The sequence below is a fragment of the Streptomyces sp. NPDC012637 genome (assembly GCF_042954805.1).
GTDB lineage: Bacteria > Actinomycetota > Actinomycetes > Streptomycetales > Streptomycetaceae > Streptomyces.
Genome location: NZ_JBIBDS010000003.1, coordinates 499,681 through 521,870, shown reverse-complemented (window position 1 = coordinate 521,870; position 22,190 = coordinate 499,681). Strand labels below are relative to the sequence as shown.

Sequence of the window (22,190 nt, the reverse complement as noted above, 5' to 3'; positions counted from 1 at the left end):
CCTCCTTGCTGGTCAGGTCAGGCGTCGCCGGTGGCGGCGAGGGCGCGGACGGCGTCCGCGAAGGCCTCGCCCCGCTTGTTGTAGTTGGCGAACATGTCCATCGACGCACAGGCCGGGGCCAGCAGGACCGTGTCCCCCGGCCGGGCGAGCGCGGCCGCCTCGCGCACCGCCGCGGACATCGCCCCAGTGTCGGTCCGGTCGAGGTCCACCACCGGGACCTCCGGGGCGTGTCGCGCCAGCGCTTCGCTGATCAGCGCCCGGTCCTGGCCGATCAGGACGACTCCGCGCAGCCGCTTCGCGGACTTCTGCACGAGCTCGTCGAAGGTCGCGCCCTTGGCGAGGCCGCCGGCGATCCAGACGATCGGGTCGTAGGCCGCCAACGAGGCTTCCGCCGCGTGGGTGTTGGTGGCCTTGGAGTCGTCGACGTAGGTGACGCCCTGGATCTCCTCGACCAGCTCGATGCGGTGCGGATCCGGCCGGAAGGCCCGCAGCCCGTCCCGTACGGCCTTCGGTTCGACGCCGAAGGCGCGGGCGAGGGCGGCCGCGGCGAGCGCGTTGGCGATGTTGTGCGGGGCCGGCGGCTGGACGTCGGAGACCTGGGCCAGCTCCTGGGCGTTCTTCTGCCGGTTGGGGACGAAGGCCCGGTCGACGAGGATGTCGTCGACCACGCCGAGCTGGGAGGGGCCGGGCGTACCGAGGGTGAAGCCGATGGCCCGGCAGCCCTCCTCGACGTCGGCCTCGCGGACCAGGTCCTCGGTCACCTCGTCGGCCACGTTGTACACGCAGGCGACCCGGTTGCCCTCGTAGACCCGGCCCTTGTCGGCGGCGTACGCCTCCATGGAGCCGTGCCAGTCGAGGTGGTCGGGCGCCAGGTTGAGCACGGCGGCCGAGTGGGCGCGCAGCGAGGGCGCCCAGTGCAGCTGGTAGCTGGAGAGCTCGACGGCGAGCACGTCGTACTCGTCCTCGCCGAGCACGGCGTCGAGGAGCGAGACGCCGATGTTGCCGACGGCGGCCGTCCGCAGGCCGGCCGCCTCCAGGATGGAGGCGAGCATCCGCACGGTCGTGGTCTTGCCGTTGGTGCCGGTGACCGCGAGCCACGGGGCCGCGTCCGGGCCGCGGAGCCGCCAGGCCAGCTCGACGTCGCCCCAGACCTCCACGCCCGCCGCCTCGGCGGCCCGGAAGAGCGGCTTGTCGGGCTTCCAGCCCGGCGCGGTGACGATCAGCTCGGTGCCGGGCGGCAGGGTCGCCCCGTCGCCGAGGCGGACGGTGATCCCCTCCGCCTCGAGCTCGGCCGCCTGCGTCCGGGAGCGCTCGTCGTCGCCGTCGTTGACGACCGTGACGACCGCGCCCAGGCCGTGCAGGACCCGGGCGGCGGGGATGCCGCTCACGCCGAGCCCGGCGACGGTGACCCGCTTGCCCTGCCAGTCCAGCTGCTCGCTCACTTTTCGGATGCCCATCCCGCGTAGAAGAGGCCCAGGCCCACGATCACGTAGATGCCCTGGATGATCCAGAAGCGGACGACGACCAGGACCTCGGACCACCCCTTGAGTTCGAAGTGGTGCTGGAGGGGCGCCATCCGGAAGACACGCTTGCCCGTCATCTTGAAGGAGCCGACCTGGATGACCACGGACATCGTGATCATCACGAAGAGGCCGCCGAGGATGGCGAGCAGCAGCTCGGTGCGGGAGCAGATGGCCAGACCCGCGAGCGCGCCGCCGAGGGCCAGCGAGCCGGTGTCGCCCATGAAGATCTTGGCGGGCGAGGTGTTCCACCACAGGAAGCCGAAGCAGGCGCCCATCAGCGCGGAGGCAACGACGGCGAGGTCGAGCGGGTCGCGCACCTCGAAGCAGGCGTTCGGGTTGGTCAGGGTCATGGCGTTGGCGCACGACTCCTGGAACTGCCAGAGCCCGATGAAGGTGTAGGCGCCGAAGACCATCACCGACGCGCCGGTGGCCAGGCCGTCCAGACCGTCCGTCAGGTTCACGCCGTTGGACATGGCCAGGATCATGAAGAGCGCCCAGACCACGAACAGCACCGGCCCGATGGACCAGCCGAAGTCGGTGATGAAGGAGAGCTTCTCGGAGGCCGGGGTGTTGCCGCGCAGGTCCGCGAACTGCAGCGAGAGCACCGCGAAGGCGATGCCGACGATCAGCTGGCCGGCCATCTTCGCCTTGGCCCGCAGACCGAGCGAACGCTGCTTGACGATCTTGATGTAGTCGTCGAGGAAGCCGACCAGACCCATGCCGGCCATCAGGAACAGCACCAGGACGCCCGAGTACGTCGGGTCCTCACCGGTGATGACCTTGGCCAGGGCGTACGCGATGAGGGTGGCCAGGATGAAGGAGATGCCGCCCATGGTGGGCGTGCCCTTCTTGCCGGCGTGGCCGCGCGGGCCGTCGTCGCGGATGAACTGGCCGTATCCCTTGCGGGCGAGCAGCTTGATGAGCAGCGGGGTGCCGATCAGGGTCAGGAAGAGCCCGATGGCCCCCGCGAAGAGGATCTGCCTCATCGGCCGGCCGCCTCACCCTCGGCGGTGTTCTCGAGCAGTGCCAGGGCGACCCGCTCCAGACCCACCGACCTGGAAGCCTTCACCAGGACGATGTCCCCCGGGCGCAGCTCACTGCGCAACAGGTCGACCGCCGCCTGCGCGTCGGACACGTGCACCGACTCCTCACCCCACGAACCCTCGTTATAGGCGCCCAGTTGCAGCCAGGACGCTTCCCTGTCCCCGACCGCGACGAGCTTGCTGACGTTGAGCCGGACGGCGAGCCGTCCGACCGCGTCGTGCTCGGCGAGCGACTCGTCTCCGAGCTCGGCCATCTTGCCGAGCACCGCCCACGTACGGGAACCCCGGTCCTGTGCGGACCGGCCCATGGCCGCGAGCGCGCGCAGCGCGGCTCGCATGGACTCGGGGTTCGCGTTGTAGGCGTCGTTGACGACCGTCACGCCGTCCGGACGCTCGGTGACCTCCATGCGCCAGCGCGACAGGGTGCCTGCCTCGGAGAGCGCGGTGGCGATCTCCTCGACGGGCATGCCCAGCTCATGGGCGACGGCGGCCGCGGCGAGCGCGTTCGACACGTGGTGCTCACCGTACAGGCGCAAGGTCACGTCGCTGCACCCGGTGGGTGTGTGAAGCCTGAAAGAGGGCTGTCCGGTTTCTGTGAGGCGGACGTTCTCGGCACGTACGGCCGCTTCGTCCGCCTCTCCGAACAGGGTGACGCGCGCCTTGGTACGGCTCGCCATGGCGCGGACGAGCGGGTCGTCGGCGTTGAGGACCGCGATGCCGCCGTCCTCGGCGGCCGGCAGGGACTCGACGAGCTCGCCCTTGGCCACGGCGATCTGCTCGCGGCCGCCGAACTCGCCGATGTGGGCGGTGCCGACGTTGAGCACGAGTCCGATCCGCGGCGGGGTGAGGCCGGTGAGGTAGCGGATGTGGCCGATTCCGCGCGCACCCATCTCCAGGACGAGATGGCGGGTTTCGGCGGTGGCCGTGAGCGCGGTCAGCGGCAGGCCGATCTCGTTGTTGAGCGATCCCGGCGTCCACACGGTGGGCGCGTGCCGCTGCAGGACCTGGGCGATGAGGTCCTTGGTGGAGGTCTTGCCGGCCGAGCCGGTGAGCGCGACGACATCGGTGCCGAGGCGTTCGACGACCGCGCGGGCGAGGGCCCCGAGCGCCGCCTGGACGTCCTCGACGACGATCGCGGGCACGCCGACGGGGTGCGCGGCCAGCACGGCCGCCGCACCCGCCTCGACGGCTCGCGTCGCGTAGTCGTGGCCGTCGACGCGTTCGCCGGCGAAGGCGGCGAACAGGCTGCCGGGCTTCACCTCACGGGAGTCGATGACGACCGGGCCGGTGATCCGGACGGCCGGATCCGGTATGTCGTGCGGCCGCCCGCCGACGATTTCGGCGATCTCGGCGAGGGAGAGGGCGATCACTGCTTCATCCCTGACTGTTCTGGTGACGGTGTGCGTCCTGCTGGCTCGGCCGGCTGAGAATGGCCTCGCGCAGGACCTGACGGTCGTCGAAGGGGCGGACCACGCCGGCGGCCTCCTGGCCCTGCTCGTGGCCCTTGCCCGCGACCAGGACGGTGTCGCCCGGCTGCGCGCGGGCCACGGCCGCGGCGATGGCGGCCGCCCGGTCGGCGTCGACCAGGACCTCGCCGCGCTGGTACGCCGGCACCTCGGAGGCGCCGGCCAGCATCGCGGTGAGGATCGCGAGCGGGTCCTCGGAGCGCGGGTTGTCCGACGTGAGGACGGCGGTGTCGGCGAGCCGGGCCGCGGCGGCGCCCATCGGGCCGCGTTTGGTGGTGTCGCGGTCGCCGCCGCAGCCGATGACGACGTGGAGCTTCCCGCGGGTCACCTCGCGCAGCGAGCGCAGGACCGATTCGACGGCGTCCGTCTTGTGCGCGTAGTCGACGACCGCGAGGAACGGCTGGCCGGCGTCGACCTTCTCCAGGCGGCCCGGGACGCCGGGCACGGCGGCGACGCCGTCGGCGGCGGTCTGCGGGTCGATGCCCGCGGTGGCGAGGGTGACGATCGCGGCGAGCGTGTTGGCCACGTTGAACGGGCCGGGCAGCGGCGCGGTGGCGGAGATCCGGGTGCCGTCCGGACCGACCACCGCGAAGGTGGAGTCGGCGGCTCCGGTGACGACGTCCTCGGCGCGCCAGTCGGCGTTCGGGTCGCCCGCGGCGGAGAAGGTGACGACCGGGACGGTCGCCTCCTTCGCGAGCCGGCGGCCGTACTCGTCGTCGAGGTTCACCACGCCGCGCCTGCTGCGCGCGGGCGTGAACAGCCGCGCCTTGGCCTGGAAGTAGTCCTCCATGTCGGAGTGGAACTCCATGTGCTCCGGGCTCAGGTTGTTGAAGACGGCGACGTCGAAGACGCAGCCGTCGACCCGGCCGAGCACGAGGGCGTGGCTGGAGACCTCCATGGCGACCGCCTCGACGCCGCGCTCGCGCATGACCGCGAACAGGGCCTGGAGGTCGGTGGCTTCGGGAGTGGTCCGCTCGGACTTGATGCGCTCGTCGCCGATGCGCATCTCGACGGTGCCGACCAGGCCGGTGGCCTTGCCCGCGCCGCGCAGGCCGCCCTCGACGAGGTAGGCCGTGGTGGTCTTGCCCGAGGTGCCGGTGATGCCGATCTGGAGGAGGTCCTCGCCCGGCCGGCCGTAGATCTCGGCGGCGAGCTCGCCCATCCGGCCGCGCGGGTCCTCGGCGACGAGGACCGGCAGGCCGGTCGCGGCGGCGCGCTCGGCGCCCGCCGGGTCGGTCAGGACGGCGGCGGCGCCGAGGCCGGCGGCCTGGGCGACGAAGTCGGCGCCGTGGGCGCGGGCGCCCGGCAGGGCCGCGTACACGTCGCCGGGGCGCACCGCCCGCGAGTCGTGGGTGATGCCCGAGACCTCGACGCCGTGACCGGAGCCGGGGATCTCGGTGCCCAGCCGGCCGGCGAGCTCGCCCAGGGGTGTCGGGCGGAGCCGCTCCGGGCGGGGCGGGGTGGTTCGGGACTGATCAGCGTGTGGCACGGCGGTGAGCGTACCGGGCGCACCCTGCACAGGGCTAAATCGGGCCGCGGCGTCGCCGGAGTTCGATTTCCGGTTCCCGGAGGGTGGGGTGATCGTTGTCACTGGTGCTCCCGAAGTGTCACGGGTGTTCACGTTCGTGGGCCTAAGGGGTGAAGAACACCGGCAGGCGGGCGGGCTCGCTGCCGGTCGGCGGGACGTGGAGGGTCTTGAGGGCGAACTCCATGACCTTCTTGTAGATGGGTCCGCAGATCTGGCCGCCGAAGTAGCTGCCCTTGGTGGGGTTCTGGATGGCGCAGTAGACGGTGATGCGGGGCTGGTCGGCGGGTGCGAAGCCGGCGAAGGACGCGGTGTAGCCCTTGTAGCGGCCGAGTTCGGGGTCGACGCGGTTGGCGGTGCCGGTCTTTCCGGCGACGCGGTAGCCGGGGATGGCGGCCTTGGTGCCGGTGCCCTCCTCGTCGTCGACCACGGACTCCAGCATCTGCGCGAGGGTCTTGGCGGTCTTCTCGCTGATCACCCGGGACTCCTGGGGCGCCGGCGCCGGGGTGAAGCGGCCGTCGGGGCCTTTGGTGCCGCGCACCAGGGTCGGCTCGATCCGGACGCCGCCGTTGGCGATGGTCGAGTAGACGGACGCCGCCTGCATGGCGCTGACCGAGAGGCCCTGGCCGAACGGGATCGTGTACTGCTGCGAGGTCGACCAGTCCTGGGGCTTGGCGAGGATGCCGGGCGTCTCGCCCGGGTAGTCCAGGCCGGTGGGACTGCCGACGCCGAACTTGCGCAGGTAGTCGTACAGCACCTTGTTGGCCTCGGGCTGGGTCTTGCCGAGCTGGCCCGTGGCCAGGATGGTGCCGATGTTGCTGGACTTGGCGAGGACGCCGTTGAGGGTCAGGTACCAGGTCTTGTGGTCGACGTCGTCGGCGAAGAGCCGGTCGCCGCGGTGCAGCCGGTTGGGGACGGTGACCCGGGTGTCGGGGGTGGCCGCGCCCTCCTCCAGGACGGCGGCCATGGACATGACCTTGGCGGTCGAGCCGGGCTCGTAGGCGTCCTGGAGGGCTGCGTTGCCCATGGCGGTGGCGTTGGCCTGGGAGAGGTCGTTGGGGTCGAAGCCGGGGGCGTTGGCCATCGCCAGGACCTCGCCGGTCCGGGTGTCCTGCACGACGACGTAGCCGCGGTCGGCCTTGGACTTGCGCACCTGCTCGGTGATGGCCTGCTGGGCCGCCCACTGGATGTCCCGGTCGATGGTCAGCTCGATGTCGGAGCCGGGGACGGCCGGGGTGCCCTGGGAGCCCGCGGTGGGCACCCGGCGCCCGCCGGCCTGGGCGAAGCGGATCTTGCCGTCCTTGCCGGCCAGTTCCTTGTCGAGCATGGACTCCACGCCGCCGGCGCCGCGGCCCTCGGCGTTGACGTAGCCCAGTATCCCGGCGGCGAGCTCGCCGTTCGGGTACACGCGCTTGGTGCTGGGCTCGCCGAGGACGCCGCCGAGCAGGTTGATGCCGTTGCCGCCGTTGGCGGGCTTGGCCTTCTGCTCGTAGACCTTCTTCAGGTCCTTGATCTGGTTCCAGACCTGGGGCGTCTGCTTGCGGGCGAGCATGGTGTAGCGGGACTTGGGGGTGCGCAGCTTCTTGGCGAGCTCGGCCGGTTCCTTGCCGAGGAGCGGGGCGAGCAGCGCGGCCGCCTGCTCCGGGGCGTCGTCGGTCTTCGCGTCCTCGGGCGTGAAGAGCTTGGGGTCGGCGGTGATGTCGTACGCGTCGACGCTGGCGGCCAGCGCGACCCCGTTCCGGTCGGTGATCTCACCGCGGTCGGCGGAGAGCGTGTACTCCTGGTAGCGGTGCTTCTCGGCCTTCGCCGCGTACGCGCTGGCGTCCACGGCCTGGACCTGGAGCAGCCGGACCACGAAGACCAGCATGACCAGGGTCAGGCCGAGGGAGACCAGGCGCAGCCTGGGCTTGGGCCTGCCGAGCCGGATCGTGCGCGCCCTGGCCGCGGGCCGGGCCGCCGGGCGCCGGGGCTGCGCGGGCCTCGGGGCGGGCCGCGGCGCAGGCCTGCCGGAGGCGGCGGGACGGGGGCGTGCGGGCCGCGCGGGGCCGGGGACGCGGCGGCGCGGGGGCTCCTTGGAGGGCACGGGTCACCTGCCGGAGGTCGTGGGGGCGGTCGCGGTGGTCTTCGTCGGTGTCGCGGAGGTGCCGGCGCTGCCGGGGGTGCCAGGAGTGCCCGGCGCGTCGGACGCGGTCGAGACCGCGGGCCGCGTGGCGCCGGACGGCGTCCCGGCCGGCCCGGACGGCTCTGCGGCCCCGGACGGGGCGCCTGGTCCCGGGGCGGTCGCGCCGGCCGACGGGGTGGGCTTGGGCGAGGGCTTCGGGGAGACCGCGACGGAGGGCTCGCCGCGCACCTTGCCGTCGGGATCGAGGAAGGCGGGCGTGCCGCCGGGCACCATGCCGAGCTCGCGGGCGCGCCGCTCCAGCGCGTCGGGGGCGGCGCTGTCGTCCACGTCCCGCTGGAGGGCCTGTTCCTCGTCGGTGAGTTCGGTGGTCTTCTTCTTCAGCTCGCTGAGCTCGAAGGAGCCCTGGTTGAGGGCGGAGTTGAGGAGCAGCAGGGTGATCAGGCCGCCGCCGAGGAGGAGCACGACGAGCAGGACGAACGGAGTACGGGCCGCGGTGCTCGGCCCGGAGGGCATGAGCCGGCCGAGCCGTGCGGCCCGCCCTTTGAGGGCCCCCTGTTTCGTCATCGCCCGTCCTTCTCCGCTTCCCGGCGCGCGGGGCGCGCCGGAGCGGCCGTCGCCGTCGTCTGCGGTCCGGTGGCCCCGCGCACGTCGCTCACGCGCTCTCGTCCTCCCTGATCCGCTGTGCACCCCGCAGACGCGCGGGCGCCGCTCGGCGGTTCTCGGCGACCTCCTCCTCGGTGGGGAGTTCGGCGCCGCGGGTGAGGAGCTTGAGGCGTGGCTGGTAGCGCTCGGGGACGACGGGGAGGCCGGGCGGGGCGGTGTTGGCGGCGCCCGCCGCGAACACCTGCTTGACCAGCCGGTCCTCCAGCGAGTGGTACGAGAGGACGGCGATCCGGCCGCCGACGGCGAGGGCCTTCACCGCAGCCGGAATGGCCCGCTCCAGGACCGAGAGCTCTCCGTTGACCTCGATGCGCAGGGCCTGGAAGGTGCGCTTGGCCGGGTTGCCGCCGGTGCGCTTGGCGGCCTGCGGCAGGGCGTCACGGATCAGCTCGACGAGTCGGGCGCTGTTGCTGAACGGCTCCTTCTCGCGCTCGCGCACGATCGCGGAGACGATCCGCTTGGCCTGCTTCTCCTCGCCGTAGGCGCGCAGGATGCGGACCAGCTCGCCGGCCGGGTAGGTGTTGAGGACCTCGGCGGCGCTCATGCCGGTCGTCTGGTCCATGCGCATGTCGAGCGGGGCGTCCTGGGCGTAGGCGAAGCCGCGGTCGGCCTCGTCCAGCTGCATCGAGGAGACGCCCAGGTCGAAGAGCACGCCGTCGACGCGCGCGATGCCGAGCCGGTCCAGGACCTCGGGCAGCTCGTCGTAGACCGCGTGCACGAGGGTGGCGCGCTCGCCGTAGGGGGCGAGCCGCTCGCCGGAGAGGCGCAGGGCCTCCTTGTCGCGGTCGAGGGCGACCAGCCGTGCCTCGGGGAAGCGCCGCAGGAGCGCCTCGCTGTGTCCGCCGAGGCCCAGGGTGCAGTCGACGACCACGGCACCGGGGTGTTCCAGGGCGGGCGCCAACATGTCCAGGCACCGCTGGAGCATCACCGGGACGTGTCGGTCGTTGCTCAAAGCGCCCTCTCAGATCCGGCGGAGACAGGTACCGCCGGCGAGCGGAAGGGGCCGAGCCGTGGGTACCGCCGCGTAAATGGGGACAATCGGCGGAAATCGCTCGATGTCTCCGTGAACTTCGCGTCACTCTAGTCCACGGGACCCGCCGGTCAACCAACCGGCTGGCGCGTCGCGCGCCCCGGGCGCTCACCCGAATGGCCCCGGCCTCCGCCACCTGTGGGTTAGCTCACAACAAGGTTCATTGGGACTCTTTGTCCCCTCTCACAGCAGGCCTTCGGGTGCCGTGACCACTAACGTCGGAGACATGTCGACACTGCCGCACACCTCCGCCGACGCGATACGCCACGAGAGCAGCTCGGTCACCGACCGGCTCGTCAAGGCGAACGCGCAGTACGCCGCCGGCTTCACCGACCCCGGAATGGACGCGCGGCCCGTGCTGCACGTCGCCGTGGTCGCCTGTATGGACGCCCGTCTCGACCTGCACGCCGCCCTCGGCCTCGAACTGGGCGACTGCCACACCATCCGCAACGCGGGCGGAGTCGTCACCGACGACGTGATCCGTTCGCTCACGATCAGCCAGCGCGCCCTCGGCACCCGCAGCGTGATGCTGGTGCACCACACCGGCTGCGGCCTGGAGTCGCTCACCGAGGACTTCCGGCACGAGCTGGAGGACGAGGTCGGGCAGCGTCCGGCCTGGGCCGTCGAGGCCTTCCGCGACGTCGACCAGGACGTCCGCCAGTCGATGCAGCGGGTGCGCACCTCCCCGTTCCTGCTGCACACCGACGACGTGCGGGGCTTCGTGTTCGACGTGACGACGGGTCTGCTGCGCGAGATCCACGCGTCCGCGACGGCCGAATAGCCGCCCCGTCAGGTCGCCACACCCAAGCGGAACGCACCGGCGCAAGCCCGCAAACCCCGGCAATTCGCCCGGAGTTATCCACAGGCGAGCCGCCGGCAAGTGACACGACCCGGTCACGGCCACAAGAATGCACGGGTGACACCCCCCGGCCATCGTGCCGGGGGCAGGTGTCGGTGCTGCGGAAAGGGCCGAGGAGGGCCGGGTGACGACCTATGACGACCGAGCGAGCCTCACAGATCTGACCACGACCGCGGAGCGGGTGCGCAGGTCGGTGGAGGGTGTGATCGAGGGCAAGCCCGAGGTCGTACGGATTGCGCTGACGGTGCTGCTCGCCGAGGGACATCTCCTCATCGAGGACGTCCCCGGCGTCGGCAAGACCATGCTGGCCAAGACGCTGGCGCGGTCGATCGACTGCTCGGTCCGCCGGATCCAGTTCACGCCCGACCTGCTGCCTTCGGACATCACCGGCGTGTCGATCTTCGACCAGCAGCGGCGCGAGTTCGAGTTCAAGCCGGGTGCGATCTTCGCGCAGATCGTCATCGGCGACGAGATCAACCGGGCCTCGCCCAAGACCCAGTCGGCGCTCCTGGAGTCCATGGAGGAGCGCCAGGTCACGGTCGACGGCCAGACGTACGAGCTGCCCAGCCCGTTCATGGTGGTCGCCACCCAGAACCCGGTGGAGATGGAGGGCACCTACCCGCTGCCCGAGGCCCAGCGCGACCGCTTCATGGCCCGGGTCTCCATCGGTTACCCGAACGCCGAGGCCGAGCTGAAGATGCTGGGCGTGCACGGCTCCGTCTCCCCGCTGGACGACCTCCAGCCGGTGGCCCATGCCCACGACGTCCTCAAGCTGATCGAGGCCGTGCGCAAGGTGCACGTCGCCGACGCGGTCCAGCGGTACGCGGTGGAGCTCGTCTCCGCCACCCGCACCCACCCCGACCTGCGGCTCGGCGCCTCGCCGCGCGCCACGCTGCACCTGCTGCGGGCCGCGAAGGCCTCCGCCGCGCTCAGCGGCCGGGAGTACGTGCTGCCCGACGACCTCCAGGCGCTCGCCGCCCCGGTGCTCGCCCACCGTCTGCTGCCCACAGCGCAGGCCCAGCTCAACCGCCGCACGGCCGAGCAGGTCGTGCACGACATCCTGCAGCGCACGCCCGTGCCGGCCGCCGCGCCGCCCGCGCAGCAGACCGGCCCGTACTACGGCCAGCAGCAGCCCGGCGCCCGGCGGCTGTGATGAGCGCCGCCGCTCCGCAGGGGCCCGCCCCGGCGCGGTGGGGGGACGGCGACCGGGGCAGCCTGCGGGCCGCCCTGGCCGGGCTCACCACCCGCGGCCGTTCCTTCCTCGCCGCCGGGATCGCGGCCGCCGTCTGTGCCTACGTGCTCGGCCAGGTCGACCTGCTGCGCGTCGGGCTGCTGCTCGCCGTGCTGCCGCTGATCTGCGTGGTCGTGCTGCACCGCACCCGCCACCGGGTCGCGGCCGGCCGCCGGCTCTCCCCGCAGCGGGTCGAGACCGGCACAGAGGCCAGGGTCCACCTCCGCATGGACAACGTGTCCCGGCTGCCCACCGGCCTGCTGATGCTCCAGGACCACGTCCCGTACATGCTGGGGCCCCGGCCCCGCTTCGTGCTCGACCGCGTCGAGGCGGGCGGCCGCCGCGAGGTGTCCTACCGGGTCCGCTCCGACCTGCGCGGGCGCTTCCCGCTCGGCCCGCTCCAGCTGCGGCTCACCGACCCCTTCGGGATGTGCGAGCTGACCCGCTCCTTCAGCGCGTACGACACGCTGACGGTCATCCCGCGCACCGAACCGCTCCCGCCGGTCAGGCCCGGCGGCGAGTCCGCCGGTTTCGGTGAGGGGCAGCAGCGGGCCCTCGCGCTCGCCGGGGACGACGACATCATCCCCCGCGCCTACCGCCACGGCGACGACCTGCGCCGGGTGCACTGGCGCTCCACCGCCCGCTACGGCGAGCTGATGGTGCGCCGGGAGGAGCAGCCGCAGCGCGCCCGCTGCACGGTGCTGCTCGACACCCGGGCGATCGCCTACGAGGGCGGTGGTCCCGACTCGGCCTTCGAATGGGCCGTCTCCGGCGCCGCGTCCGTCCTCACGCACATGCTGGAGCGCGGCTACTCGGTGCGGCTGCTCACGGACGCGGGCAGCTCGGTGCCCGGCGACGGCGCCGAGGGCTTCGCCGGAGCCGGCCGGGCCGACCAGGACTCAGCCGACACCGTCGGCCTGATGATGGACTCCCTCGCGGTCGTCGACCACTCCGAGGGAGCCGGCCTGTCCCGCGCGTACGACGTGCTGCGCGGCGGACACGAGGGCCTGCTCGTCGCGTTCCTCGGCGACCTCGACGAGGACCAGGCGGCACTCGTGGCCCGGATGAGGCAGCGCGGCGGCGCGGCCGTCGCCTTCGTGCTCGACTCCGGTACCTGGCTGACCGGCGGCGCCGTCGCCGGTGCGGTCGAGGACCGGCTGCACCGGCTGCGGGAGGCCGGCTGGCAGGCCTTCGCCGTGCCCCCGGGCCTCCGGCTCGGCGATCTGTGGCAGCAGGCCGGCGGGGCGGCCGCGCAGGCCCCCGCCGCCGACACCTACGGAGGTTGGTCATGAGCGGGCGCGCGCGGCTGACGCTCGCGGCCTACGGCGCGACGCTCGCGGCGTCGCTCGCCCTGCTGCCGCTGGTCAAGCCGGCCACCTGGATCTTCACGGCGGCGATCCTGCTGGGCCTGCAGAGCGCGGTCGGCACGGCGACCCGGCGGGTGCCGCTCGCCCGGCCGCTGACGGTCGCCGCCCAGGCGGTCCTCACGCTGCTCGTGCTCACGGTGATCTTCGTGCGCGACCAGGCGGTCCTCGGTGTGCTGCCGGGACCCGAGGCCTTCGCGGCCTTCGGGACGCTCTTCGAGGCGGGCGTCGCCGACGTCGGCACGTACGCGACACCGGCGCCGAACACGCCCGGCATCCGGCTGCTGCTCGTCACCGGCGTCGCCGCGATCGGCCTCCTGGTGGACGCCCTCGCCGTGACCTTCCGGAACGCGGCCCCGGCGGGACTGCCCCTGCTCGCGCTGTACTCGGTGGCCGCCGGGCTCGCCGGCGGCGGCGCGGGCGCCACGGCCTTCCTGCTCGCCGCCGCCGGCTACCTGGTACTGCTCCTGGCCGAGGGCCGGGACCGGCTCTCGGCCTGGGGCCGGGTCTTCGGCGGCGCCCAGCGCTCCGCCAGGCCCGGGTCCGCGATCGGGGAAGGCGGTCCGGCGTTCGCGCCGACGCGCACCGGGTGGCGGATCGGCGCCGTCGTCCTGGTCATCGCGCTCCTGGTGCCGCACGTGCTCCCGGGGCTCGGCGGCGGCATCTTCGGCGACAACGGCGGCGGCGAGGGCTCCGGCGGCAAGGGCGGCACGATCTCCGCCGTGAACCCGCTGGTCTCGCTGCAGAACGACCTGCGCCAGCCGGAGGACCGCGAGGTCCTGCGCTACCGCACCAACATCACCGACACCAGCGGGCTCTATCTGCGGCTGGTCGCGCTCGACCAGTTCGACGGCACCGCCTGGAAGTCCTCGGTCCGTCCCATCGAGGACGTGCCCGAGCAGCTGCCCTGGCCGGACGGCCTCGCCCGGGACGTCCGCGTCACGGAGGTCACCACCAACTTCGTCGCCTCACCGCAGTACGAGCAGAAGTGGCTGCCGATGCCCTACCCGGCGTCCAAGGTGTCCGTCCCGGGCGGCTGGCGCTACGAGCCGGCCGGCCGGATGGTCGTCGGCGACAACGGGCAGACCACGCGCGGCGCCGGCTACTCGGTGACCAGCCTGGCCGTGCAGCCCACCGGTGAGCAGCTTGCGGCGGCCCCGGCCGCCCCGGACAAGCTCCGCCGGGAGTACACCCGGGTGCCCGCCACGCTGCCGCCCGACGTGAGGTCGACGGCCCTGGAGGTCACCCGCGGGGCGCGCAACGACTACGAGCGGGCGGTGAAGCTCCAGAACTGGTTCACCGAGGACGGTGGCTTCCGCTACAGCGTGAAGGTCGACTCGGGCACCGGCGTCGGAGCGATCACCCGCTTCCTGAAGGACAAGGAGGGCTTCTGCGTCCACTTCTCCTTCTCGATGGCGGCGATGGCCCGTTCCCTGGGCATCCCGGCCCGGGTCGCGGTCGGCTTCATGCCGGGCACCCCCCAGGCCGACGGCTCGGTATCGGTCGGCATACGGGACGCCCACGCGTGGCCCGAGCTGTACTTCGAGGGCGCCGGCTGGACCCGCTTCGAGCCCACGCCCTCGCGCGGCTCGACGCCGGACTGGACCCGGGAGCAGTCCTCGGGCGGGGCGGCGACGCCCTCCGCGCGGCCCTCGACCGGCGCGTCGGCGCAGCCCTCGGCGGTGCCCAGCGCCTCGGAGAGCTGCACGCCGCAGCAGAAGAAGCTCGGCGAGTGCGGCCAGGACCAGGCGGCGGGCGGCGCGCTGTCGGGCGGCGACGGCGGCTTCCCCTGGCAGCTGCTCCTGGTGGTTCTGGGCGTGCTGCTGGTGCTGGCGCTCCTGCTGTTGCCGCTGATGTGGCGCAGCCGGGTCCGGGCCAGACGTCTCGGCCCGGCGGGTGATCCGGTCACCCGGGTCCTCGCGGTCTGGCAGGAGATCAACGACACGGCCTGGGACCACGGTGTGTTCCCCGACGAGTCGCGGACGCCCCGCCGGACGGCCGCGCGGCTGGCCCGCGAGGGCGAGCTGCCGCCGGACGCGGCGGACGCGGTGCACCGGGTGGCGCGCGCGGTGGAGGAAGCCCTGTACGCGCCGGTTCCGCGCCCGGCCACGGGTCTCACCGAGCTGGCCGTCGTGATCCGTCGCGGCTTCGACGCCTCCGCCTCTCGGGGCACCCGCCTGCGGGCCCTGCTGGCACCCCGGTCGGCCGTGAGGCTGAGCTGGGCTGCCCGGGAGCGCCGGGCGGCGGTGCGCGAGGCGTGGCGGGCGAGGGTCGGCGCCACGGTCCGGATGCTGGCCCGCAAGCCGTCCTGACCCGGTCGCACGGAACGGGACGCACGAACCCCGGACGCACGAAACGCTGTGGGCCCGCACCTGACGGTGCGGGCCCACAGCGTTTCGTGCTCGGTCGACGGTCTCAGACCGCCGGTCGGGCGGGCCGCCTCAGTGGTGGCCGCCCTGCTGTTCGTCGCGGCGGCGCTGCCACCGTTCTTCGATGCGGGTCATCATCGAGCGTCGCTGTCGGGACTGACGGCCGCCTCCGGCGGCTCCCCGCACATGCTCACCCGGCTTGGGCGCCTTGCGCCATCCGGTGACCGCCAGGACCGCGCAGCCCAGCATGACGAGGAATCCCACCACGCTGATCCAGATCTGCTGAGCGACCATTCCGGCCATGAGGAGCGCGATACCCACCAGGAAGCCGGCGACTGCCTGGTAGACCCGTCGCCGGGTGTACGTACGCAGCCCGCTTCCCTCGAGCGCTGTCGCGAACTTGGGATCTTCGGCGTACAGCGCTCGCTCCATCTGCTCGAGCATTCGCTGCTCGTGCTCCGAGAGCGGCACGGAGTCCTCCTCGTCGTCGGTCGCGGGGGCGACCGGTTTGCGGCCCTTTCAGGATAGGCAGGGAATCGCCCCCGTGAAACCCGCCCTCAATGCCAAATCGCCAATCCGGGCCGCCATGCGGATCGGATGCTGAGGCGTTGATTCCCCAGCCCCCTGCCCGTCATGCCGGATGGTGTCCCTCGATCATACGGGGACAAGTCCCCGTTCGGGCGGGCTGTGGCGTACTCCATCTGCGGCTGCGTCGCTGCTCAGCGCATACGGCGGTGCCCCGGGGCGCAGGCTCCGGGGCACCGCCGTGCGGGTGGCCGGCCGCGACCGGCGCGGTCCCGCTCAGCCGTGCTTCTCGCCGAGGACGTGCAGCTGGGTCGCGATGGCGTGGAAGGACGGCAGCTCGGCGGCCGCGGCCTCCAGCCTGAGCAGGGCCTCGGCGGCACCCGGCTCGGTGTCGACCAGGACGCCGGGGACCAGGTCGGCGAAGACCCGCACGCCGTGCACGGCGCCGACGTCGAGACCGGCTTCGGCGGCGAGCTCGGTGAGCTGCTCGGCGGTGAACCGCCGGGGCACCGGGTCGCCCTCGCCCCATCGGCCGGCCGGGTCGCTCAGCGCGTGCCGGGCCTCGGTGAAGTGCCCGGCGAGTGCGCGGGCCAGGACGGCACCGCCGAGCCCGGCGGCGAGCAGGCTGAGGCTGCCGCCGGCGCGCAGCGCGGCCGTGGCGTTGCGGACGCCCTCGGCGGGGTCGTCCACGTACTCCAGGACGCCGTGGCACAGCACGGAGTCGAAGCCCTCGCGCTCGACCACGTCGAACAGGCCGCGGATGTCGCCCTGGACGCCCTGGACCCGGTCGGCTACGCCCGCCTCGGCGGCGCGCCGCTCGAGCGCGAAGAGCGCGTTGGGGCTGGGGTCGACGACGGTCACCCGGTGGCCGAGCCGGGCCACGGGCACCGCGAAGTTGCCGGAGCCGCCGCCCGTGTCGAGGACATCGAGGCTGTCCTTCCCGGTGGCCTTGACCCGGCGGTCCAAGGCGTCTTTGAGGACGTCCCACACGACGGCGGTGCGCAGGGAGGCACGCGACGGGCGCGAGGTCGCCTCTCGACCGGAGACAGGGGAAGGGTCCGACACGGCTGTTGACTCCTCGGTGACGGGTACGAACGCCTCCACCCTATGGCCTCGGCTCTCCTCTCCCGATCATCCGGCCGGTTCCGGTCATCCGGCGGCCTCCCCTGCGGCCGGCTGGCGCGGCAGCACCGGCTGGAGGACCAGGAGCCGCTCGACGAGGCGCAGAAACACGGCGGCGGCGCGGATCAGGTCGTCGGCGTCGCGGCGGCTCGCGGCGCCGGTGATGCCGGCCTCGGCACGGGCCCGGCGCTCGGCACCGGAGGCGAAGAGCGCGCTCCACTCGGTGAGCTCGGGCGCTATCTCGGGCAGCACCTCCCAGGTGCTGCGGATGCGGGCCCGCTTGCGGGGGTCGCTCTCGGGGCGGCCCCGGGCGGCGAGCACGGCCGCGGCGGTGCGCAAGGCGGCGAGGTGGGCGGTGGCGTACCGCTCGTTGGGCACGTCGAGCGCGGCGGCCTCGTCGAGTCCGGCCCTGGCCTTGGCGAGCAGGTCGAGGGCTGCGGGCGGTGCCGAGGAGCGGCGCAGGACCGGGTGGATGTCGGACGCGGGTCCGAGCTGGGCGGGGGCGGGGCGCGATCCGGTGCGGCGCCGGGACGTGGCTGCGGCGTTGTGGCCGGCCATGACGAGCCTCCTGTCGTCGGGTGACGGCGCTGTGGCCGTATGTGTTCATCGTGCACGGCCCCACTGACAATCCGGCTGACCTGGGATTTTGCCTCTTCGCCAACTGGGCGGTAACTTTTTGCACTGACTGGTCAGTTCAAAAGACGTTTCCATACCGAGGGGGGATCGTGGACGCGAACCCGGACGAGCCGTACGGCGCCGCCGTCGTCGCGGACGGTTTCGGCCTGAAGGGCCCGCGCGGCTGGGCGTTCCGCGGGGTCGGCTTCGAGGCCGCCCCCGGGACCCTCGTCGCGATCGAGGGCCCGTCCGGCTCGGGCCGTACCTGCCTGCTGCTCGCGCTCACCGGCCGGATGAAGACCCACGAGGGCCACGCGGACGTCGCCGGCTTCCGGCTGCCGCGCAAGATGGCCGCCGTGCGCCGGATCGCCGCGCTCGGCCCCGTGCCGGGCGTGAGCGACCTCGACCCGGCCCTCACCGTCGCCGAGCACCTGCGCGAGCGGGCCCTGCTCCAGCGCCGCTTCGACGGCTCGCTGAAGGCCCTGCTGCGCCCCGCCGGCGAGCGCGCCGCCACCGCCCGGACCCGGATCGACGAGGCCCTGGCCGCCGCGGGCCTGGACGTCGACGCCCTGCCGAAGGGCGAGCGGACCTCGGTACGGGACCTGGAGCGGCTGGAGGCGCTGCGGCTCTCCGTCGCGCTCGCGTTCATCGGCCGGCCCCGGCTGCTCGCCCTGGACGACACCGACCTCAAGCTCTCCGACGCCGACCGCGCCGAGGCCTGGGGCCTGCTGCGCTCCGTCGCCGCCTCCGGCACCACCGTCCTCGCCGTGTGCAGCGAGGCCCCGGAAGGCTCCCTCCGCGTCTCCACGGCCCCGGCCAGGACGGCGGCCGACAGGCCCGCAGAAGCCCCTGAGGCCGCCGAGCCCGCTGATGCCACCGAGGCCACCGGGGCCGCTGAGCCCGCTGAGGCCCCCGAGGTCACCAAGGCTGTCAGGGCCACCAAGGCCCCGGCCACGACGGCCACCCCGGCCACCGAAGCCCCCTCGGCCACCGAAGCCACCGAAGCCACCGAAGCCACCGAAGCCACCGAAGACGACACGACCGCCACGAAGACCGAGAAGGGGGACGCCGATGGGCTCGCATAAGCTCGCCGCGCTCGAGCTGAAGCGGTTCGGCAGGGGGAAGCTCCCGCGGGCCGCGATGGTCGCGATCCTGCTGCTGCCGCTGCTGTACGGCGCGCTGTACCTGTGGTCGTTCTGGGACCCGTACAGCCGGCTCGACAAGATCCCCGTCGCCCTGGTCAACGAGGACAAGGGCGCCACCACCGGCGGTCAGAAGATCACCGCGGGCGCCGACATCACCGAGAAGCTGCGCGAGAGCGCCGTCTTCGAGTGGCACGAGGTCGGCGACGAGGAGGCCCGCGAGGGCGTCGAGGACGGGACGTACTACCTCTCCCTGACCATGCCGGCCGACTTCAGCGAGCGCATCGCCTCCAGCTCCGGCGACTCCCCCGAGGCCGGCGCGCTCAGGGTCCGCACGAACGACGCCAACAACTACATCGTCGGCCAGATCTCCCGCACGGTCTTCTCCGAGGTGCGCACCGCCGCCTCCACCAAGTCCTCGCGCACCTTCCTGGACAAGATCTTCATCTCCTTCTCCGACCTGCACGACGCCACCGCCGAGGCGGCCAAGGGCGCGGGTGACCTCAAGGACGGCGCCGACAAGGCGAAGGCCGGCTCCAAGAAGCTGGCCGACGGCCTGAAGGACGCCAAGAAGGGCAGCGGCGACCTCGCCTCGGGCATCACGAAGCTCGACAAGGGCGCCAAGGACCTGGAGACCGGCTCCCGCAAGGTCGCCAACGGCACCCAGCAGCTCGCCGACAAGGTGAACGCCAAGGCCGACCAGGTCCGCCCGTACCTGGCGAACAACGGCAAGTCGATCCGCGACACCGCCCGGCTCGTCTCCGACTCGGCCTCCGCCGTCCAGCACAACCTGGACGACCTGGTGCGCCGGGCCCCGGTCGCCCGCGAGGCGGCCCACGTGGCCGACGACGAGCTGTCGGCGTACTACCGCAAGCAGTGCGTGACCAGCCTCGACCCGCTGAAGGACGCCAAGGGCTGCGAGCTCCTCAAGAAGGCCTCGGTGACCGCCGCCGACGTCGCGAAGATCGCCGACGACCTGCACGAGCTGACCAAGGACGCCAAGGGCGACCTGAAGACCCTGGACACCCGGCTCACCAAGCTCAAGAAGGACGCCGACGAGCTGGCCCGGCGCGCCCCGCACCTCGACGAGGACATCGAGGGCGCCATCAAGAAGATCAACGAGCTCAACAAGGGCGCCCACCAGGTCGCGGACGGCGCCGGCCGGCTGCACACCGGCCTCACCAGCGCCCGCACCGGCTCGTCGAGCCTGGACACCGGCGTCGGCAGGCTCAAGAAGGGCGCGGGCGAGCTCGACGGCGGCCTGTTCAAGCTGGCCGACGGCTCGGGCGAGCTGGCCACCGGGCTCAGCGACGGCGTGAAGAAGATCCCCGACTACGACAAGCAGGAACGCGACCGCCGCACCGAGGTGATGGCCGACCCGGTCAAGCTCGCCGCCCAGTCGATGCACAAGGCGCCCAACTACGGCACCGGCTTCGCCCCGTACTTCATCCCGCTCTCCCTCTGGGTCGGCGCGATGGTCGCGTACATGATCATCCAGCCGCTCAACCGGCGTGCCCTCGCCGCCGGCGCCTCCGCCTGGCGGATCGCGCTCGCCGGCTGGCTGCCCGTCGCCGCGATCGGCGTCCTCCAGGTGGGCGCGCTGATGTCCGTGCTCCACTGGGGCCTCGGTCTGCAGATGGCGAGGGCCGCCGGCACGGTCGGCTTCCTCGCGCTGGTGACCTGCTGCTTCGCCGCCATCATCCAGTGGCTCAACGCCCGCTTCGGCGCGGCGGGGCGGATCCTGGTGCTCGCGGTCCTGATGCTCCAGCTGACCTCGGCGGGCGGCACCTACCCCGTCCAGACCAGCCCGGGCTTCTTCAACGCGATCCACCCGTACCTGCCGATGACGTACGTCGTCGAGGCGCTGCGCCGGCTGATCACGGGCGGCGGCATCGGACCGGTCTGGCAGGCGGTCGCGGTCCTCACCGCGTTCACCGTGGGCGCGCTCGCACTGACCGCGCTCTCCGCCCGCCGCAAGCAGGTGTGGAGCCTGGACCGGCTCCACCCGGAACTGTCGCTCTAGGCCGGTACCCTCCGGCGGACCTGTGAGAATCGAGCCATGGACAGCAGCAGCACCAGACGGCAGGCCACCCGCGCCAAGCTCTACGAGGCGGCCGTCACCCTCATCGCCGAGCAGGGCTTCTCGGCGACCACGGTCGACGAGATCGCCGAGCGGGCGGGGGTGGCCAAGGGCACGGTCTACTACAACTTCAAGAGCAAGACCGAGCTCTTCGAGGAGCTGCTGCGGCACGGCGTCTCGCTCCTCGCCGCGTCCCTGAGGGCCGCGGCCGAGGAGACCGCCGAGCGCGGCGGCAGCCGGGTCGAGGCGCTGGACGCGATGATCAGGGCCGGCCTCGTCTTCATCCAGCGCTACCCGGCCTTCACCCAGCTGTACGTGGCCGAGCTCTGGCGCACCGGAAGGGCCTGGAACTCGACCCTCCTGGTGGTCCGTCAGGAGGCCGTCGCCGTCGTCGAGGACGTGCTGCGGGAGGGTGTGGCGGCCGGCGAGCTGAGCGAGGAGATCGACGTCCAGCTGACGGCGGCCGCACTGGTCGGCATGGTCCTGGTGGCCGCGCTGGACTGGCAGGCCTTCCAGAGCGAGCGCTCCCTGGACGACGTGCACGCGGCGCTCTCGCGGCTGCTGCACGGCCGCGTGAGCGGCTGCTAGCCCGTACCGGACGGGCACCCCGTACCACCAAAAAAGGCGCCGGTCCGGCGAGGCTCGATCCCCCCGAGCCTCGCCGGACCGGCGCTGTGTCGCGCTCCCCTCGCACTTCCGTGCGCCCCCGGAGAGCAACCCCCGTTCCCCCGTGCCGGCAGGCGCGCGACCCCGTTCCGCCGCCCCGTGCCGGCGGTCCCGGAGCCGCGCCCCTTCCGTGCGGTCCACTCTCCCTTCCGCGCAGGTCACGGCCCATCCGCATCCCTACTCATCTCGCCGTCTAGGTACGGGTACTCAGGGCTGGCTACGATCGCGGACGTGTCCGTACTCCCCCTGGTCTTCACGAGCGGCTGGGCGAGCGGGATCAACGCGTACGCGGTGGTCCTGCTGCTCGGCGTCTTCGGCGCCACCGGCCTCAGCGACGAGGTGCCCGAGGCCCTGCAACGGCCCGACGTCCTGATCGCCGCCGGTGTGCTGTTCCTGTGCGAGGCGGTCGCGGACAAGATCCCGTACGTCGACTCCGTGTGGGACTCGGTCCACACGGTGATCCGGCCGGTCAGCGGCGCGGTGGTGGCGGCGCTGCTCGCCGGGCAGTCCGGTTCGCTGCCGGAGCTGGCGGCGGGCGCGGTCGGCGGTTCCACGGCCCTGATGAGCCACTTCGTCAAGGCCGGGACCCGGATGGCGATCAACACCTCGCCGGAGCCCTTCTCCAACGTCGCGATGTCCACGGCGGAGGACCTCGGCGTCGCCGGCATCATCACCTTCGCCATATTCCATCCGGTCGCGGCGGCGGTCGTGGCGGCCGTGCTGCTCGTGCTCGGCCTGGCGATACTGGCCTTCCTCGCCCACCGCATCCGCCGCTTCCGGCGACGCCGGGCACAGCGACGGGAGGAGCGGCGCCTGGCCGACCGGGCTGTCGGCGGGGGCGGCTAGAG

At 72.9% G+C, this 22,190-nt stretch carries 18 protein-coding genes; 8 read left to right on the top strand and 10 right to left on the bottom strand.

What is annotated here, in order from left to right:
• Positions 1 to 17 precede the first annotated feature (17 nt).
• From murD to rsmH, 7 genes are all read right to left on the bottom strand, one after another.
• Complete coding sequence (gene murD / locus ACFY8W_RS15410) at positions 18 to 1,457, bottom strand: UDP-N-acetylmuramoyl-L-alanine--D-glutamate ligase (RefSeq protein ID WP_391104969.1); 1,440 nt, start codon at positions 1,455 to 1,457, stop codon at positions 18 to 20.
• Positions 1,439 to 2,509: a phospho-N-acetylmuramoyl-pentapeptide-transferase gene (gene mraY, locus ACFY8W_RS15405; protein WP_391104967.1), complete on the bottom strand. Its 1,071-nt coding sequence runs from the start codon at positions 2,507 to 2,509 to the stop codon at positions 1,439 to 1,441. Before mraY ends, murD begins: the two co-directional genes overlap by 19 nt.
• Positions 2,506 to 3,936 carry a UDP-N-acetylmuramoyl-tripeptide--D-alanyl-D-alanine ligase gene (murF, locus tag ACFY8W_RS15400; RefSeq protein ID WP_391104965.1) on the bottom strand — a complete coding sequence of 477 codons (1,431 nt, stop codon included), beginning with the start codon at positions 3,934 to 3,936 and terminating at the stop codon, positions 2,506 to 2,508. The genes mraY and murF overlap by 4 nt, the downstream gene beginning before the upstream one ends.
• 4 nt (positions 3,937 to 3,940) lie before the next feature.
• A complete protein-coding gene (locus ACFY8W_RS15395) occupies positions 3,941 to 5,623 on the bottom strand; it encodes a UDP-N-acetylmuramoyl-L-alanyl-D-glutamate--2,6-diaminopimelate ligase (RefSeq protein WP_391104964.1) in 1,683 nt (560 codons plus the stop codon).
• 40 nt (positions 5,624 to 5,663) lie between these two features.
• Complete coding sequence (locus ACFY8W_RS15390; RefSeq protein WP_391104963.1) at positions 5,664 to 7,640, bottom strand: penicillin-binding transpeptidase domain-containing protein; 1,977 nt, start codon at positions 7,638 to 7,640, stop codon at positions 5,664 to 5,666.
• Between the two features lie 3 nt (positions 7,641 to 7,643).
• On the bottom strand, positions 7,644 to 8,243 hold the full coding sequence (locus ACFY8W_RS15385) for a septum formation initiator family protein (RefSeq protein WP_391104962.1): 600 nt from the start codon (positions 8,241 to 8,243) through the stop codon (positions 7,644 to 7,646).
• Between the two features lie 88 nt (positions 8,244 to 8,331).
• On the bottom strand, positions 8,332 to 9,291 hold the full coding sequence (rsmH, locus tag ACFY8W_RS15380) for a 16S rRNA (cytosine(1402)-N(4))-methyltransferase RsmH (RefSeq protein ID WP_391104961.1): 960 nt from the start codon (positions 9,289 to 9,291) through the stop codon (positions 8,332 to 8,334).
• A 304-nt stretch (positions 9,292 to 9,595) separates the two neighbouring features.
• On the opposite strand from rsmH, the gene ACFY8W_RS15375 reads away from it, so the two are divergent.
• The 4 genes from ACFY8W_RS15375 (at position 9,596) to ACFY8W_RS15360 (ending at position 15,135) form a co-directional block, all read left to right on the top strand.
• Entirely contained in the window at positions 9,596 to 10,150 is a 555-nt protein-coding gene (locus ACFY8W_RS15375) for a carbonic anhydrase (RefSeq protein WP_391104959.1), read from the top strand.
• A gap of 202 nt (positions 10,151 to 10,352) precedes the next feature.
• A complete protein-coding gene (locus tag ACFY8W_RS15370) occupies positions 10,353 to 11,381 on the top strand; it encodes an AAA family ATPase (protein WP_391104957.1) in 1,029 nt (342 codons plus the stop codon).
• Positions 11,381 to 12,751: a DUF58 domain-containing protein gene (locus ACFY8W_RS15365; RefSeq protein ID WP_391104955.1), complete on the top strand. Its 1,371-nt coding sequence runs from the start codon at positions 11,381 to 11,383 to the stop codon at positions 12,749 to 12,751. The genes ACFY8W_RS15370 and ACFY8W_RS15365 overlap by 1 nt, the downstream gene beginning before the upstream one ends.
• Positions 12,748 to 15,135, top strand: coding sequence for a transglutaminaseTgpA domain-containing protein (locus tag ACFY8W_RS15360; RefSeq protein ID WP_391104953.1), 2,388 nt, complete (start codon positions 12,748 to 12,750; stop codon positions 15,133 to 15,135). The genes ACFY8W_RS15365 and ACFY8W_RS15360 overlap by 4 nt, the downstream gene beginning before the upstream one ends.
• Before the next feature lie 129 nt (positions 15,136 to 15,264).
• Here ACFY8W_RS15360 and ACFY8W_RS15355 read toward each other — a convergent pair whose 3' ends face one another.
• From ACFY8W_RS15355 to ACFY8W_RS15345, 3 genes are all read right to left on the bottom strand, one after another.
• Complete coding sequence (locus ACFY8W_RS15355; protein WP_384422039.1) at positions 15,265 to 15,663, bottom strand: DUF3040 domain-containing protein; 399 nt, start codon at positions 15,661 to 15,663, stop codon at positions 15,265 to 15,267.
• Between the two features lie 330 nt (positions 15,664 to 15,993).
• Positions 15,994 to 16,782: a methyltransferase gene (locus tag ACFY8W_RS15350; protein WP_391104951.1), complete on the bottom strand. Its 789-nt coding sequence runs from the start codon at positions 16,780 to 16,782 to the stop codon at positions 15,994 to 15,996.
• Positions 16,783 to 16,866: 84 nt separating this feature from the next.
• Positions 16,867 to 17,397, bottom strand: coding sequence for an SAV_6107 family HEPN domain-containing protein (locus tag ACFY8W_RS15345; protein WP_391104949.1), 531 nt, complete (start codon positions 17,395 to 17,397; stop codon positions 16,867 to 16,869).
• Between the two features lie 167 nt (positions 17,398 to 17,564).
• On the opposite strand from ACFY8W_RS15345, the gene ACFY8W_RS15340 reads away from it, so the two are divergent.
• The 4 genes from ACFY8W_RS15340 (at position 17,565) to ACFY8W_RS15325 (ending at position 22,188) form a co-directional block, all read left to right on the top strand.
• On the top strand, positions 17,565 to 18,539 hold the full coding sequence (locus tag ACFY8W_RS15340) for an ATP-binding cassette domain-containing protein (protein ID WP_391104947.1): 975 nt from the start codon (positions 17,565 to 17,567) through the stop codon (positions 18,537 to 18,539).
• The gene (locus tag ACFY8W_RS15335; RefSeq protein WP_391104945.1) at positions 18,526 to 20,619 is read left to right on the top strand and encodes a YhgE/Pip family protein; all 2,094 of its coding nucleotides are present in this window, start codon (positions 18,526 to 18,528) and stop codon (positions 20,617 to 20,619) included. The genes ACFY8W_RS15340 and ACFY8W_RS15335 overlap by 14 nt, the downstream gene beginning before the upstream one ends.
• A 36-nt stretch (positions 20,620 to 20,655) precedes the next feature.
• Complete coding sequence (locus tag ACFY8W_RS15330) at positions 20,656 to 21,264, top strand: TetR family transcriptional regulator (RefSeq protein WP_391104943.1); 609 nt, start codon at positions 20,656 to 20,658, stop codon at positions 21,262 to 21,264.
• A gap of 309 nt (positions 21,265 to 21,573) precedes the next feature.
• Positions 21,574 to 22,188, top strand: coding sequence for a DUF4126 family protein (locus tag ACFY8W_RS15325; protein WP_391104941.1), 615 nt, complete (start codon positions 21,574 to 21,576; stop codon positions 22,186 to 22,188).
• Positions 22,189 to 22,190: the final 2 nt, after the last annotated feature.